Below are 14,965 nucleotides of genomic sequence, written 5' to 3' on the forward strand. Positions count from 1 at the left end.
GTGTGCGGACCCTCAACGAGCAGCTGGCCTACCGCGACCAGCACCGCCTGTCGACCGAGAAATCGCGCGAAGCCTACCTGCAGCAGTTCGAGCTGGGCCAGCGCACGCTGCTGGACCTGCTGGACAGCCAGAACGAATACTTCCAGGCCAACCGCTCCTACGTCAACGCCAGCTACGACCAGATCATTGCGCAGGCGCGCACGCTGGCGGGCATGGGGCAGCTGGTGACGGCGCTCAACGTCAAGCGCGCCGATGTGCCCGGCGCCCAGGATGCGGGGCAGGACCGCTCCGGCATCGACCCGGCCGAGCTGTGCCCGCAGGATGAGACCGTGGTCGACACCATGGAGAAGATCAAGGCTGGAACAGTCATTCCACCGCGTGCGCGTGCGACCCCGACCTCCGCCGTGCAGCCGCTGCCCGGAAAGATCAGCCTGGCGGCCGATACGCTGTTTGACTTCGACAAAGCGACCATCAAGGCTGGTGGCACCGGCAAGCTTGACGCGCTGGTGGATCGCCTCAAGGCTGTCAACATCGACGTGGTGATCGCCGTGGGCCATACCGACTCCGTGGGCTCGGATGCCTACAACCAGCGTCTGTCGCTGGCACGCGCCGAGTCGGTCAAGGCCTACCTGGTGAGCAAAGGCGTGGATCGTCAGCGCATTCGTACCGAGGGACGCGGTGAAAGCCAGCCAGTGGCCGACAACGCCACCGCAGAAGGCCGCGCCAAGAACCGTCGCGTGGACATCGAAGTGGTGGAGCGGCCTGCTGCCAAGTAAGGTGCCAGCGGGCTGAACCTGGAACCTGGAAATTTGAACCGGGCAGGGAGGAGGGTGGTGATGGCGCTCAGCCGTCGCCACCCTTTATTTTTTATCCACTCGTGCGGCTTGTGGGGGCCTGACTTGCCTTGGCTATCTTGAGCGGGTGCCCAATACCGCAGCGCCCAAAATCATCGCGGCAGCAATGGCGATGGTGGCGGTTAGTGCCCTGCCACTGACCACCAGCAGCAAGGCGGTGGAACCCAGGGGCGTCAGGTAACTCAAGATGCCGATCTGCCGCGCATCACCGAGTTTGAGCGCCTTGTCCCACAGAAAAAACGCAGCACCCAGCGGGCCCAGTCCCATCACCGCCAGCAGCAGCCAGTCGCGCCCTGACAGCGCCACCTGCGGCTCCAGCGCCCAGTGGCACAACAGCGATAACAGGCCCGATACCAGGCCGAACAAACCAATCGCTGCGGTGGGAAATCTTTTGCCCGTCAACGCGGCACGCTTGGTTTGCAGCGAGTAGTTGGCCCATATGAAGGCGGATGCCAGCGCCAGCAGGTAACCCGGGCCAGCGCCCCAGCCGGCGTGGTTGAGCGCCATACCCGCCGGCTCGCGCCCGCCCAGGATGGCAAGGGCCGCGCCGGCAAAGCCCACCAACGCGGCCACGACATGGACGCCGCGCAGTTTGACACCGGGCAGGTACAGCGGTGCGAGCACCACAATCAACAAGGGCCAAAGGTAGTTGACCAAATTGACCTCGACGGCCGGCGCGATGCGCAGCCCTATGAACAGCAGGAAGTGAAAACCAAACAGGGTAAACACCCCCAGGCCGAGCGTGCTTGGCGCGACCCGCCATTGCCGCCGGTCTTTCACCACGTACGGCAAAGCCAGAACGCTGCCAATGATCAATGCGAGACCCGTGAGCAGGAAGGGCGGTACATGTTTGAGCGACACCCCGAGCGAGGCGAGCGCGGCCCATAAGGCGATTGCACCCAGTGCATATAAATTGGCTTGCATGGCCTCAAGGATAGAGGCAGCTGGCGCGCCCCATCGTCGCGCAAGCACGCTTTGCTGTTGCGCAACGACGGTTTTGGGGTGGATTCAGGGCGCAAACCCCGGTACGCCCGTGCTACATCCGGTAACAAGCTTCACGTTTGAGTTCACACCAGACACTTGGCCGGTATGTGACGGGATTGAAATGCTTGTGCAGGCAAGATTTTCAAGGAGAACCTTATGAAAAAACTCGCAGTGTTGTTGCTGGTACTGGCCGGTTTGTCGGGTTGTGTGGCTTACCCGGCTCATTACGATGAGGGGCGAGGCTATCGCTATCGCGACGGCGCATCCCAGGGCTATGGTGGTTATGGCGACCGGGACGGCGATGGTGTGCGCAATCGCAACGACCGCTATCCATACGATCCGCGTCGGTATTAGGTCGGTATCAGCGAGGCCTGCGCAAGCCCTCGCGGTCCGTGACCGCCCGGATTCGGGCGGTCTGCTGCGCTGTATTTTTGCCAATAGCGGGCTATTGGCTGCAAAACACGCCTGGTAGCCCGTCCCGACCGGCGCACCAAGAACTCGCGCGGACTTATGCAGCGCTTTCCAGGCCTTCAAGAGAGGGCCAATGCCGCCGCATCGCCGCCGTCAGCGCCGAGGGTGACTGGTAACCGCAGCGCAGGGCTGCCTCGACCACGCTGACACCGCTGGCGCGCAGCTGCCGGGCTTGCGCCAGACGCTGATGGCGCAGCCACTGCATCACGCTCTGTCCGGTTTCGCGGCGACAACGCGCCGCGAACTGGGTGGGACTTAAAAATACCTGCGCCGCCAGTTGCGCCACGCTCAACGGTTCATGCAAATGGCGCTGCGCCCAATGGGCAAGCTGCTGCCAATCTACAGGGCGTACGGGGCGTTGGCTATGCTGCGCCGTACCGAGCGAAGGCGTGCCCCAGGCATCCAGCAGCAAGGCCGGGCCGTAGTGCCGGGTCAGTGGGCCGGGTTGTTCAATGGTGTGCACCAGGTAGCGGGCCAGTGCCAGCGCCTGCTCGGGCCGGGCCGGTTGAGATGCGCAACGAGCCCAGCCCTTGTCGGCGGTGTCCAGCACCAGGCAGCGGCTACCTGAACGGGCTTCAAAATCATGGCGCTCGCCGGGTGCAATCACGCAGCCGTCACCCGTGCCAATGCGCTGGCCGTGGCCTTGCACTTCGAGTTCGAGCACACCATCCAGGCCCAGCAACACTTGAAAATGGGTATGCGCATGGCTGCCGTGTGAAGCGCCGTAGCGACGCAGCGACAGCGAGCCCTGCGGCGTGTTCATGTCAAAGGGTGACGCTGGCCGCGCTGTCTGCTTTTTCAGCCACGCCTGCGGCATGCGCCTGCTGGTCGGCGTGGTAGCTGGAGCGCACCATCGCACCCACGGCGGCGTGGGTAAAGCCCATTTTGTAGGCTTCCTCTTCAAACATCCTGAAGGTGTCGGGATGCACATAGCGGCGCACCGGCAGGTGGCTGGTCGACGGCGCCAGGTACTGGCCGATGGTCAGCATGTCGATGTTGTGCGTGCGCATGTCACGCATGACCTGCAAAATCTCTTCGTCGGTTTCACCCAGGCCGACCATGATGCCGCTCTTGGTGGGCACGTCGGGGTGCAGCGCCTTGAATTTCTTGAGCAGGTTCAGTGAAAACTGGTAGTCGCTCCCGGGACGCGCTTCCTTGTAGAGACGCGGCGCGGTTTCGAGGTTGTGGTTCATCACATCGGGTGGCGCCGCCTTCAAAATTTCGAGCGCGCGGTCGTCGCGGCCGCGGAAATCGGGCACCAGGATTTCGATGGTGGTGCCGGGCGACAGTTCACGAATCTTCTGGATGCATTCCACAAAATGGCCGCTGCCGCCGTCGCGCAGGTCGTCACGGTCCACGCTGGTGATCACGACGTATTTGAGCCTGAGTGCGGCAATGGTTTTGGCCAGGTTCTCGGGCTCATTCACGTCCAGCGGGTCGGGCCGGCCGTGGCCGACGTCACAGAACGGGCAGCGGCGCGTGCATTTGTCGCCCATGATCATGAAGGTGGCGGTGCCCTTGCCGAAACACTCGCCGATGTTGGGGCAACTGGCTTCTTCGCACACGGTGTTGAGCTTGTTTTCCCGCAGGATCTGCTTGATCTCGTAAAAGCGGGTGGTCGGGCTGCCGGCCTTGACGCGAATCCAGTCGGGTTTCTTCAGCACTTCGGCACGTTCGACCTTGACTGGAATGCGCGACAGCTTGGCCGCCGCCTTCTGCTTGGCCAGCGGGTTGTAGGTTTCCAGGGCCTGGACGTCGCGGACGACTGGATTGGTGGCTTCTGATGTGCTCATGTCGGGTGCCGTTTGCCCTGAGCCTGTCGAAGGGCTGGGTAATCCGCTGATGGCCGGCAGGAACCGGGGGCTTCGACAGGCTCAGCCCGAGCGGGGAATCAGGGTGCCAGATAGCTTGACAGCTTCTGCCCCAACACGTCCGCAGCCTCTTGCCACGTGACAGATACGCCGATTGTACGAAGGTCGACTGTTTTCAGCCCGGCATAGCCGCAGGGGTTGATGCGCGAGAAGGGTTCCAGGTCCATGGCCACATTGAGCGCCACGCCGTGGTAGGTGCAGTGGCGGCTGACCTTGATACCCAGCGCGGCGATCTTGCCGAGGCCGCGAAAAGGATTGGCCGGGTCCAGCGGCCCGGTCAGCGCGGCGTGGGAGGCCGGGTCGTCCAGCCGCACATAAATGCCGGGCGAGCCGGTGACGCGGTGCCCTGTGACGCCAAAATACAACAGAGTCCTGATGACCGACTCCTCGATCCGGTAGACGTATTCCTTGACGTAGTAGCCGGCGCGCTTGAGGTCGATCAGCGGGTAAGCCACCACTTGGCCCGGACCGTGAAAAGTCACCTGCCCGCCGCGGTTGGTCTGCACCACCGGGATGTCACCCGGGTTCAGGATATGATCGCTTTTGCCCGCCAGGCCCTGCGTATAGACCGGTGGATGCTCACAAATCCATAGCTGATCACCCGAATCATTGGGCTGCAATGGGCTTTCGCGTGAATGTTCCAGGTTGCGCGCAGCCGTGAAAGCCTGCATGGCTTCATAGGTGGGCAAGTAGTCCACCCGGCCCAGGCGGCGGATCAACACGGTACGGCCGCCGCGCCGGGCCGCCCCAAGCAAGGCCAGCCCCCTCGGGGGGCAGCGACCCGCGCAGCGGCGAAGCGTGGGGGCAGCATTTTTAGAGCACCACTTTGACCATGGGATGGGTGGACAGTGTCCGGTAAAGCTCGTCCAGCTGCTCGCGACTGGTGGCGGTCACCGTGATGGTGACGCCCAGGTATTTGCCGCCCTTGCTTTCGCGCAGCTCGATGGTGGTGGCGTCAAACCCGGGGTCGAACTGGCGGGCCACGGCGGTGATCGCGGCCACCAGCCCATCGACTTTCACGCCCATGACCTTGATGGGAAAGAGGGACGGGTAGTCGATCAGCGACTCCTGTCGCGGTGCGGGCTCGGGCGTGGCTTTCGGTGGGGTTGTCGGCGGGTGTTTCGGTGAAGTCGTCATGTGGATTGCTCTCGTTTGGCCTGCTGGTATGCAGCGTACAAGCTGGCATAGATGGGGCCGGGCCGGCCGTTTCCAACGGGTTGGCCGTCCAGCCGCGTGACCGGCAGCACTTCCTTGGTGGCCGATGACAGCAGCAGTTCGTCGGCCGCCAGCACCTCGGCGCGCGTGATGCGCCGCAGCTCAAACCCCAGCCCCAGGGCGCGGCACATTTCCTCCATCAGGCCATAACGGATGCCTTCGAGCACCAGCTGGTCCTTGGGCGGCCCCATCACCTTGCCGTTCTTGACGACCCAGACGTTGCTCGAGGCCGCTTCGCTCAGGTAGTCGTCACGAAACATCACGGTTTCGACCGCGCCGGCGTCCACGCTGATCTGGCGCGAAAACACTGCACCCAGCAGACTGACGCTCTTGATGTGGGCCTTTTCCCAACGGAAGTCGTCTGCGGTCACGCAGGCCACGCCTTCTTCACGCTGCTGTGGGCTGGGCAGCTTCAAGGCGTTGGTCATGACGAAGACTGTGGGCGTCAGGCCGGGCAGCATGGGGTGGTCGCGCATGGCCACGCCGCGGGTGACCTGGATGTAGATCAGCTGATTGCCTTTCTCCATATCGGCCGGCATGAACTGGGCGTAAGACGCCATCAGTTTGAGCGTGAGTTCGCGCCACTCGGCATGCGTCATGGGGTTGGCGATGCGCAGTTCTGCCAGGCTGCGGTCCAGCCGCGCCATGTGCTGCTCAAAGCGAAACAGCTTGCCCGCGTAGGCCGGCACCACTTCATACACGCCGTCACCGAAGATGAAGCCGCGGTCCAGCACGCTGATCTTGGCGTCTTTGAGGCTGGTGAACTCACCGTTGAGGTAACACGGTGTGTCGGGCAGGGCGTTGGCGGGAGGGGACGTCATGGTGATTGGGGAGAAGGAGAAATAGAACTAAGAGAAGGAAGAGAAGGAAGAGAAGAAAGAGAAGAAGGACAAATCGAAGGGCGTATTGCAAGCATGTGGGAGGGTGTGCAGGCAGCGCCCATTTTCTACCGATGGCGGCGCTTGAACCAGACACGCAGGCGCCAGACGAGTTTGACCAGCATGTAGCCCGTTATCGAGCCACCCACCGCAAAGATGCCCATGCCCAGAATGGCCGGGGCGCCAAAGGCCGTCAGCCAAGCCAGCACGCCGGCACCCTCCGCCACGGGCGGCGGGGGCGGGGCGTGCAGCAACAGGCTGCCCACCCGGTAGGCCAGCCAGAGCCAAAAGCCTATGGTGAAGGGGTTGGTGATCAGCGTGGCGCCTGCCGCCACCGGAATATTGGCGCGCCACCAGACGCTGTGGGCCGCCGCCACCACAAATTGCGCGAACGGAATGGCGAAGGCCCAGAAGATGCCAATGGCCACACCACGGGCCACTGATTCGTGGTGAGGGCGCCACAGCTGGGGGTCCAGCACCCGGTGGGCGATCGGTTTGAGCCAGGGGTGGGCCGACAGCGTTTCGCGGGTAGGCAGGGATGCCTTCACCCGGCCTGCCAGGCTTGTGCGCCGAGACACCGTGCTCTTATTCGCTCTCACGGCAAGGCTTGGAAAAAAAACTGGTCAACGCTGGTCCTCTTCATATCAGGCCAGGAAGATGACAGCGGCGATGGCCAGGACGCCCAATGCCAGGTTGGTCATGGCGAGCGTGGCGATCTGTCCGACGCGACGGCCGCCTTCAGGCCAGTTCGAATCGCCGAGGGCCTGTTTCATGCGGCGAAAGGGGCCGAAATAAAGATGGCCAAACAGTGCGAACATCAGCAGCCCGATGCCGAGCATCAGGTGCCAGCCAACCGGCGCGTTTTTCATGCCAACGCCCAGCAGCATGGCCAGGCCGCTCAGGAGCAGAACGCCGATGGCGGGCCATACCACCCTGAAAAACCGGTGCAGGACTTGCGCAATCAGCGGCAGCCGCTGGGGTGGCGCCATCAGTTCCGCCGCGGCAGGGCGCAAGGCAAACAGCATGAAACTCACGCCACCCAGCCAGGTGATGGCGGCAAGGACATGGAGAAATTTCATCAGGGCGTGCATGGCAGGACTTCTTTCATGAATGAGGCGGACGACCATGGGGTGGGAGGCCAAAACATCGATTGTGGCCCACCCGGCAGCGCACTTGAACAGGCGTGTCAATTGCCTTTAATTCAGATTCAAATTTCGGGTTTTGTCGGCGCGGTGGGGTTTCTACGTATAATCAAGGGCTTTGCTGGCAACGGCCCTGTAACCCTACCGTAATTTGTGATGTCCAAAATAGCAAATTCGGCCGCCGATTCCGAAGTTCGGAGTTCTGCGAAGGATGTGGGGGAGATTGATGAAGATGGTGCGGGCGGCGAGGGTTTCAAGCCCTTGACGCGCGAAGAAGCCCAAAAGCTTCGTGAGGCGAAGCCTTCTGTCTCTCCGTGGGCGGTATTGGCGGGGCAGCTGATGGCCGGTGTTCTGGTGGCGTGTGTTGCCTGGGTGCTGACCGGAAGGCAAGGTGCAGGCTGGTCGGCGTTGTATGGCGCGCTGGCGGTGGTGGTGCCGGGTGCCCTGTTCGCACGCGGCCTGACCAGCAAGGTGTCTTCCATGAGTCCGGGTGCTGCGGTCGTTGGATTTTTTTTGTGGGAAATGGTCAAGATTGGCCTGACGGTGGCGATGTTGTTTGCCGCCCCCCGCATGGTTTCGGATTTGAGCTGGCCAGCCCTGCTGGTCGGTTTGGTGGTAACGATGAAGGTGGTCTGGCTGGTGCTTTGGTTCCAGTCCCGATCGAACAGATTAGCCTAGTCAATATTAAGAAGAGTTGAGTGATGAGTTCTGAAGCCACTTTAGCTACTACTGCCCATGGCCCGACGGCCGGTGAATACATCGGCCACCACCTGACGCATTGGCAAAACAAGCCCATGAGCGGCGTCATCGACTTTTCGGTGTACAACCTCGACTCCATTTTCTGGGCGGTGCTGCTGGGCGTCGTCGGCAGCCTCTTCATGTGGCTGGCTGCACGGTCGGCAACCGCCGGTATCCCGGGGCGCTTTCAGGCTGCCGTGGAAATTCTGGTGGAAATGGTTGATACCCAGGCCCGCGGCATCATCAAAAACACCCACAGCCGCAAGCTGGTTGCGCCATTGGCGCTGAGCGTCTTTGTCTGGATTTTCCTGATGAACGCGATGGACCTGCTGCCCGTGGATCTGCTGCCCAAGATCTGGGCGGGGATTTATGGTGCTGCCGGTCATGATGCACACCACGCCTACATGCGGGTTGTGCCCACGGCCGATCTTTCCACCACGCTGGGTCTGTCTGTCTCTGTCTTGCTGGTCTGCATTGCCTACAACATCAAGATCAAGGGTGCGGGCGGCTGGGTGCATGAGCTTTTCACGGCGCCGTTTGGCAGCCACCCGGTACTCTGGCCGGTCAACTTCCTGATGCAAATGATCGAATTCGCGGCCAAGACGGTTTCGCATGGCATGCGACTGTTTGGCAACATGTATGCCGGCGAATTGGTGTTCATGCTGATTGCGCTCATGGGCGGCGCTGCTGCGGCATCGCTGTCGGGCGTTCTGCTGCCGGTCGGCCAAATCCTGGCCGGTACCGTCTGGGCCATTTTCCACATTCTGATCATCACCCTGCAGGCCTTCATTTTCATGATGCTGGCGCTGGTGTATGTCGGCCAGGCTCACGATCACCACTGAGTTTTTCGGTCTGCTTTCCTTTTCCCGTTTCTCTTTTTCTTTTGTTTGTTAGTTAATTAAATCCATAGGAGCTTTAAATGGAACACGTTCTCGGTCTCGTCGCTTTGGCCGCTGGCCTGATTATTGGCCTGGGCGCTGTCGGCGCATGTATCGGCATCGGCATCATGGGCAGCAAATACCTCGAAGCTGCTGCCCGCCAGCCTGAGCTGATGAATGAACTGCAAACCAAGATGTTCCTGCTCGCAGGTCTGATCGACGCCGCTTTCCTGATCGGCGTGGGTATCGCGATGATGTTCGCGTTTGCCAATCCTTTTGTGCTGAAGTAATCATCACAACATTCGACAGAAAGGCGTTGCCGTGAGTATTAATGCAACCCTGTTCGTCCAGGCGATTGTTTTCGCGATCCTGGTGTGGTTCACAATGAAATTTGTGTGGCCGCCCATTACGAAAGCGCTGGACGAGCGTGCCCAAAAAATCGCTGACGGCCTCGCCGCTGCCGACAAGGCCAAATCCGAACTCTCCGTGGCCAACAAGCGCGTGGAAGAAGAGCTGGCCAAGTCGCGCAACGAATCGGCAGTGCGCCTGGCCGAGGCCGAGCGCCGTGGCCAGGCCCTGATCGAAGAAGCCAAAGCCAAGGCAACCGAAGAGGGCGGCAAGATCATTGCCGCCGCCAAGGTTGAAGCCGAGCAGCAAACCGTCAAGGCCCGCGAGACCCTGCGTGAGCAGGTGGCTGCACTGGCCGTCAAGGGTGCCGAGCAGATTCTGCGCAAGGAAGTCAATGCCGGTGTGCACGCTGACTTGCTGGGCCGCCTGAAGACCGAACTTTAAGCGAGTATATACATGGCCGAACTAGCCACCATTGCCCGTCCCTACGCTGAAGCGCTGTTCAAGGCGTCTGGTTCTGACCTGGGCGCTACAGCCGCCTGGCTCGATGAGCTGGCTGCCATTGCCGCCAACGTGCAATTGCAGCAGTTTGCCGGCAATCCCAGCGTCTCGGCGGCTCAGACCTTTGATGTGATCACGGGCGTTGCCAAAAACCAGCTGCCCGACGCTGCAAAGAATTTCCTGCGCACCGTCATCGACAACGGCCGCATCAGCGTCCTGCCGGAAATTGCCGCCCAGTTTCGCGTGCTGAAAAATGCGCAGAGCGGTTCCTCCGATGCCACGGTATACAGCGCATTTCCGCTGAACGATTCGGGATTGGCTGATCTGGCCGCAACGCTGGAAAAGCGCTTCGGCCGCAAGCTCAACCTCAAGGTGGAGCTGGAGCCGGCCCTGATTGGCGGCGTACGTGTCGTGGTGGGTGACGAGGTGCTGGACACCTCGGTGAAAGCCCGTTTAGAGCAAATGAAAGTGGCGCTGATTTCTTGAGCTGGCGTTTTCGCGCATTCCCCAAGTCTTTAGCCAACAACCTAGAAAGAAGGAAAGAGTCATGCAACTCAATCCCGCAGAAATTTCTGAACTGATCAAGAGCCGTATCGAAGGCCTGACTGTCAGTGCCGACATTCGCAACCAGGGCACCGTGGTCTCGGTGACCGACGGTATTGTCCGCATCCACGGTCTGTCCGATGTGATGCAGGGCGAGATGCTGGAATTCCCCGCAACCGCCGACGGCACGCCCACTTACGGCCTGGCGCTGAACCTTGAGCGTGACTCTGTCGGCTCCGTGATTCTGGGCGAATACGAACACATCGCCGAAGGCGACACCGTCAAGTGCACGGGCCGCATTCTGGAAGTGCCGGTCGGTCCCGAGCTGCTGGGTCGCGTGGTCAACGCGCTGGGCCAGCCGATCGACGGCAAGGGTCCGATCAACGCCAAGATGACTGACGTGATTGAAAAGGTCGCCCCGGGCGTGATTGCCCGTAAATCGGTCGACCAGCCCCTGCAGACCGGCCTGAAGTCCATCGACTCCATGGTTCCTGTCGGCCGCGGCCAGCGCGAGCTGATCATTGGCGACCGCCAGACCGGCAAGACCGCTGTGGCCATTGACGCCATCATCAACCAGAAGGGCAAAGGCGTTTCATGCGTCTATGTCGCAATTGGTCAAAAAGCTTCGTCAATCAAGAACGTGGTGCGCTCGCTGGAGCAGGCCGGCGCCATGGACTACACCATCGTGGTGGCAGCCTCGGCTTCCGAATCGGCGGCCATGCAATATGTGAGCGCCTACTCCGGCTGCACGATGGGCGAGTACTTCCGCGATCGCGGCGAAGACGCACTGATCGTGTATGACGACCTGTCCAAACAGGCCGTGGCTTACCGCCAGGTTTCCCTGCTGCTGCGCCGCCCACCCGGCCGCGAAGCCTACCCTGGCGACGTGTTCTATCTGCACAGCCGTCTGCTCGAACGCGCAGCCCGCGTGAACGAGAAGTATGTTGAAGACTTCACCAAGGGCGCCGTCAAGGGCAAGACCGGTTCGCTGACCGCGCTGCCGATCATTGAAACGCAAGCCGGTGACGTGTCCGCCTTCGTTCCGACCAACGTGATTTCGATCACCGACGGTCAGATCTTCCTGGAAACCAGCCTGTTCAACGCCGGTATCCGTCCCGCTATTAACGCTGGTATCTCGGTGTCCCGCGTCGGCGGTGCTGCCCAGACCAAGCTGATCAAGAACCTGTCCGGTGGTATCCGTACCGACCTGGCCCAGTACCGTGAACTGGCTGCCTTCGCGCAGTTTGCTTCCGATCTGGACGAAGCCACCCGCAAGCAGCTGGACCGCGGTGCCCGCGTGACCGAACTGCTCAAACAGGCGCAGTACTCGCCTTTGTCCATCTCCAACATGGCCGCCACGCTGTTCGCCGTGAACAAGGGCTTCATGGACGACGTGGAAGTCAAGAAGGTCCTGGCTTTCGAGCACGGCCTGCATGCCTTCCTGAAGGACAAGAACGCTGCGTTGATGGCCAAGCTCGAAGCCAACAAAGCCATGGACAAGGATGCCGAGGCCGAGTTGAACACGGCGGTCGCTGCGTTCAAGAAGTCGTTTGCCTGAGCCTGCCCTGAACAGCAAGCTCCACAAACCATCAGGAACCCTTAGGACCAACTATGGCAGCAGGCAAGGAAATACGCGGCAAGATCAAATCGGTGGAAAACACCAAAAAGATCACCAAAGCCATGGAAATGGTGGCGGCCTCCAAAATGCGCAAGGCGCAGGAACGGATGCGCGCGGCCCGTCCTTACAGTGACAAGATCCGCAACATCGCAGCCAACCTGAGTCAGGCCAACCCCGAATACACCCATGCCTTCATGGAGTCCAATGACGCCAAGGCCACCGGGTTTATCGTGGTGACGACTGACAAGGGCCTGTGCGGCGGTTTGAACACCAATGTACTCCGGGCGGTCACCAGCAAGCTCAAGGATCTGCAGGCTGCAGGACATGATGCGCTGGCCGTGGCCATTGGCAACAAGGGCCTGGGCTTCCTCAATCGGGTCGGCGCCAAAGTGGTGTCGCATGCCACCCAGCTGGGTGACAAGCCGCACCTCGAGAAACTGATCGGCCCCGTCAAGGTGCTGCTCGACGCCTACAGCGAAGGCAAGATCAATGCGGTGTACCTGTGCTACACCAAATTCATCAACACCATGCGCCAGGAACCGGTGGTGGAACAGTTGCTGCCGTTGACGGCGGCTCATCTGCAGGCCGACAAGGACCAGCATGGCTGGGACTATATCTACGAGCCGGACGCGCAGACCGTGATTGACGACCTGCTGCTCCGCTATGTGGAGGCGCTGATTTACCAGGCCGTGGCCGAAAACATGGCGTCCGAGCAGTCGGCACGCATGGTGGCCATGAAGGCTGCAACCGACAACGCCGGCAGTGTCATTGGCGAACTCAAGCTGATCTACAACAAAACGCGTCAAGCGGCGATCACGAAAGAACTTTCGGAAATCGTTGCCGGTGCTGCCGCGGTTTAAACCGCCGCACCCGATTTAAAGATTTAAAGAAACGGAAAAGGATTCAATCATGGCTCAGGCTCAAGGCAAGATTGTTCAGTGTATTGGTGCGGTGGTGGACGTGGAGTTTGCGCGTGACCAGATGCCCAAGATTTATGACGCGCTCAAGATGGAAGGCTCCGCGCTGACGCTGGAAGTCCAGCAGCAGCTGGGTGACGGGATTGTGCGTACGATTGCGCTGGGCACGTCCGACGGCCTGCGCCGCGGCAACACGGTGTACAACACCGGCGCCAACATCACGGTTCCCGTGGGCAAGGCCACGCTTGGCCGCATCATGGACGTGCTGGGTGCGCCGATTGACGAGCGCGGTCCGGTTGACCAGACCCTGACGGCCCCGATTCACCGCAAAGCCCCGGCTTACGATGAACTGAGCCCCTCGCAGGAACTGCTGGAAACCGGCATCAAGGTGATTGACCTGGTGTGCCCGTTCGCCAAGGGCGGCAAGGTGGGCCTGTTCGGCGGCGCCGGCGTCGGCAAGACCGTGAACATGATGGAACTGATCAACAACATCGCCAAGGCGCACTCGGGCCTGTCCGTGTTTGCCGGTGTGGGCGAGCGTACCCGTGAAGGCAACGACTTCTACCACGAGATGGCCGATTCCGGCGTGGTGAACCTCGAGAACCTCGGCGAGTCAAAAGTGGCCATGGTGTACGGCCAGATGAACGAGCCCCCAGGCAACCGTCTGCGCGTGGCGCTGACCGGCCTGACGATCGCCGAGTCCTTCCGTGACGAAGGCCGCGACGTGCTGTTCTTCGTGGACAACATCTACCGCTACACGCTGGCGGGTACCGAAGTGTCCGCGCTGCTGGGCCGCATGCCTTCCGCCGTGGGCTACCAGCCAACGCTGGCCGAGGAAATGGGTCGCCTGCAAGAGCGTATTACCTCCACCAAGGTCGGTTCCATCACGTCCATCCAGGCCGTTTACGTGCCGGCGGATGACTTGACCGACCCCTCGCCTGCCACGACCTTTGCCCACCTGGACTCCACCGTGGTGCTGAGCCGTGACATCGCCTCGCTGGGTATCTACCCCGCCGTGGACCCGCTGGATTCGACCAGCCGCCAGCTCGACCCCAACGTGGTGGGTGAAGATCACTACGCCACTGCCCGTGCAGTGCAGGGCACGCTGCAGCGTTACAAGGAACTGCGCGACATTATTGCGATTCTGGGCATGGACGAACTGGCCCCTGAAGACAAGCTGGCCGTGGCCCGCGCCCGCAAGATCCAGCGTTTCCTGTCGCAGCCCTTCCACGTGGCTGAAGTGTTCACCGGCTCGCCCGGCAAGTACGTCAGCCTGGCCGAAACCATTCGCGGCTTCAAGATGATTGTGGCTGGCGAGTGCGATCACCTGCCAGAGCAGGCTTTCTACATGGTCGGCACCATTGACGAAGCGTTTGAAAAAGCGAAAAAAGTTTAACGGGCGGTTCATATGACTACCATCCACGTCGACGTCGTCAGCGCAGAAGAGTCCATCTTCTCCGGTGAAGCCAGGTTTGTGGCTTTACCCGGTGAGGCCGGCGAGCTGGGTATTTACCCGCGCCACACGCCGCTGATCACCCGCATCAAGCCGGGTGCCGTGCGCATTGAAAAAGAGGATGGCACGGAAGAGTTTGTGTTTGTGGCCGGTGGCCTGCTGGAAGTGCAGCCCAATTGCGTGACGGTCTTGAGCGACACCGCCATTCGCGGCAAGGACCTGGACGAGACCAAGGCCAGCGAAGCCAAGGCAGCCGCGGAAGAGGCACTGAAAAACGCCAGAAGCGACATTGACATCGCCATGGCCCAGTCTGAACTCACCGTCATGGCCGCCCAGATTGCCGCACTGCGCAAATACCGCCAGAAGAAGTAAAGGCATGGAGCAGGCCTGGCCTGCTGCGCCGGCTCCCTTGATGGAGCGTACGAGCCCCTCCCGCAAGGTGAGGGGCTTTTTCATGGTCACCTGCCGCCCGCCACCTGGCCTAGGCGCTGGTGGCCGTAAGTGCGTGAAGACAAAACGGCTGCAGCCGTTGCTTTTCTGATTGGCGTGCTATC

General features: G+C 61.2%; 19 protein-coding genes. 11 read left to right on the forward strand and 8 right to left on the reverse strand.

The features are described 5' to 3' along the window. Window positions 1-212 precede the first annotated feature (212 nt). Window positions 213-776 (forward strand): OmpA family protein, encoded by a 564-nt coding sequence (locus AC1DS5_RS13860; RefSeq protein WP_477719044.1) that lies wholly within the window; start codon window positions 213-215, stop codon window positions 774-776. Window positions 777-908: 132 nt separating this feature from the next. Here AC1DS5_RS13860 and AC1DS5_RS13865 read toward each other — a convergent pair whose 3' ends face one another. Next, window positions 909-1,778, reverse strand: a complete 870-nt coding sequence (locus AC1DS5_RS13865) for a DMT family transporter (protein WP_477718846.1) — start codon at window positions 1,776-1,778, stop codon at window positions 909-911. A gap of 216 nt (window positions 1,779-1,994) precedes the next feature. Here AC1DS5_RS13865 and AC1DS5_RS13870 point away from each other — a divergent pair, with 216 nt between their 5' ends. Then, window positions 1,995-2,192, forward strand: coding sequence for a hypothetical protein (locus AC1DS5_RS13870; RefSeq protein WP_477718847.1), 198 nt, complete (start codon window positions 1,995-1,997; stop codon window positions 2,190-2,192). A gap of 154 nt (window positions 2,193-2,346) precedes the next feature. Here the strand turns inward: AC1DS5_RS13870 and AC1DS5_RS13875 are convergent, their stop codons facing one another. From AC1DS5_RS13875 to AC1DS5_RS13905, 7 genes are all read right to left on the reverse strand, one after another. After that, window positions 2,347-3,072 (reverse strand): helix-turn-helix domain-containing protein, encoded by a 726-nt coding sequence (locus AC1DS5_RS13875; protein ID WP_477718848.1) that lies wholly within the window; start codon window positions 3,070-3,072, stop codon window positions 2,347-2,349. Between the two features lies 1 nt (window position 3,073). Then, complete coding sequence (lipA, locus tag AC1DS5_RS13880; RefSeq protein ID WP_477718849.1) at window positions 3,074-4,102, reverse strand: lipoyl synthase; 1,029 nt, start codon at window positions 4,100-4,102, stop codon at window positions 3,074-3,076. Window positions 4,103-4,200: 98 nt separating this feature from the next. Further along, window positions 4,201-4,851 (reverse strand): lipoyl(octanoyl) transferase LipB, encoded by a 651-nt coding sequence (lipB, locus tag AC1DS5_RS13885; RefSeq protein WP_477719045.1) that lies wholly within the window; start codon window positions 4,849-4,851, stop codon window positions 4,201-4,203. A 142-nt stretch (window positions 4,852-4,993) separates the two neighbouring features. Continuing rightward, window positions 4,994-5,317 (reverse strand): YbeD family protein, encoded by a 324-nt coding sequence (locus AC1DS5_RS13890; RefSeq protein WP_477718850.1) that lies wholly within the window; start codon window positions 5,315-5,317, stop codon window positions 4,994-4,996. Then, window positions 5,314-6,216, reverse strand: coding sequence for a D-amino acid aminotransferase (locus AC1DS5_RS13895; protein WP_477718851.1), 903 nt, complete (start codon window positions 6,214-6,216; stop codon window positions 5,314-5,316). Before AC1DS5_RS13895 ends, AC1DS5_RS13890 begins: the two co-directional genes overlap by 4 nt. A gap of 125 nt (window positions 6,217-6,341) precedes the next feature. Next, window positions 6,342-6,851, reverse strand: coding sequence for a DUF2062 domain-containing protein (locus AC1DS5_RS13900; RefSeq protein ID WP_477718852.1), 510 nt, complete (start codon window positions 6,849-6,851; stop codon window positions 6,342-6,344). A 66-nt stretch (window positions 6,852-6,917) separates the two neighbouring features. Next, complete coding sequence (locus AC1DS5_RS13905; protein ID WP_477718853.1) at window positions 6,918-7,364, reverse strand: CopD family protein; 447 nt, start codon at window positions 7,362-7,364, stop codon at window positions 6,918-6,920. 207 nt (window positions 7,365-7,571) lie between these two features. On the opposite strand from AC1DS5_RS13905, the gene AC1DS5_RS13910 reads away from it, so the two are divergent. From AC1DS5_RS13910 to AC1DS5_RS13950, 9 genes are all read left to right on the forward strand, one after another. Next, window positions 7,572-8,093, forward strand: coding sequence for an ATP synthase subunit I (locus AC1DS5_RS13910; RefSeq protein WP_477718854.1), 522 nt, complete (start codon window positions 7,572-7,574; stop codon window positions 8,091-8,093). A 23-nt stretch (window positions 8,094-8,116) separates the two neighbouring features. Then, complete coding sequence (atpB, locus tag AC1DS5_RS13915; RefSeq protein ID WP_477718855.1) at window positions 8,117-8,995, forward strand: F0F1 ATP synthase subunit A; 879 nt, start codon at window positions 8,117-8,119, stop codon at window positions 8,993-8,995. A 77-nt stretch (window positions 8,996-9,072) separates the two neighbouring features. Further along, the gene (atpE, locus tag AC1DS5_RS13920; protein WP_477718856.1) at window positions 9,073-9,321 is read left to right on the forward strand and encodes a F0F1 ATP synthase subunit C; all 249 of its coding nucleotides are present in this window, start codon (window positions 9,073-9,075) and stop codon (window positions 9,319-9,321) included. 31 nt (window positions 9,322-9,352) lie between these two features. After that, window positions 9,353-9,823, forward strand: coding sequence for a F0F1 ATP synthase subunit B (locus tag AC1DS5_RS13925; protein ID WP_477718857.1), 471 nt, complete (start codon window positions 9,353-9,355; stop codon window positions 9,821-9,823). A 12-nt stretch (window positions 9,824-9,835) separates the two neighbouring features. Continuing rightward, the gene (locus AC1DS5_RS13930) at window positions 9,836-10,366 is read left to right on the forward strand and encodes a F0F1 ATP synthase subunit delta (RefSeq protein ID WP_477718858.1); all 531 of its coding nucleotides are present in this window, start codon (window positions 9,836-9,838) and stop codon (window positions 10,364-10,366) included. Window positions 10,367-10,427: 61 nt separating this feature from the next. Further along, the gene (atpA, locus tag AC1DS5_RS13935; RefSeq protein ID WP_477718859.1) at window positions 10,428-11,981 is read left to right on the forward strand and encodes a F0F1 ATP synthase subunit alpha; all 1,554 of its coding nucleotides are present in this window, start codon (window positions 10,428-10,430) and stop codon (window positions 11,979-11,981) included. 53 nt (window positions 11,982-12,034) lie between these two features. Beyond that, window positions 12,035-12,901 (forward strand): F0F1 ATP synthase subunit gamma, encoded by an 867-nt coding sequence (gene atpG, locus AC1DS5_RS13940; RefSeq protein ID WP_477718860.1) that lies wholly within the window; start codon window positions 12,035-12,037, stop codon window positions 12,899-12,901. A gap of 49 nt (window positions 12,902-12,950) precedes the next feature. Next, entirely contained in the window at window positions 12,951-14,354 is a 1,404-nt protein-coding gene (gene atpD / locus AC1DS5_RS13945; RefSeq protein WP_011481299.1) for a F0F1 ATP synthase subunit beta, read from the forward strand. Between the two features lie 12 nt (window positions 14,355-14,366). Continuing rightward, window positions 14,367-14,783, forward strand: coding sequence for a F0F1 ATP synthase subunit epsilon (locus AC1DS5_RS13950; RefSeq protein WP_477718861.1), 417 nt, complete (start codon window positions 14,367-14,369; stop codon window positions 14,781-14,783). Window positions 14,784-14,965 lie beyond the last annotated feature (182 nt).

It is taken from the genome of Polaromonas sp. P4_H1 (assembly GCF_056400945.1).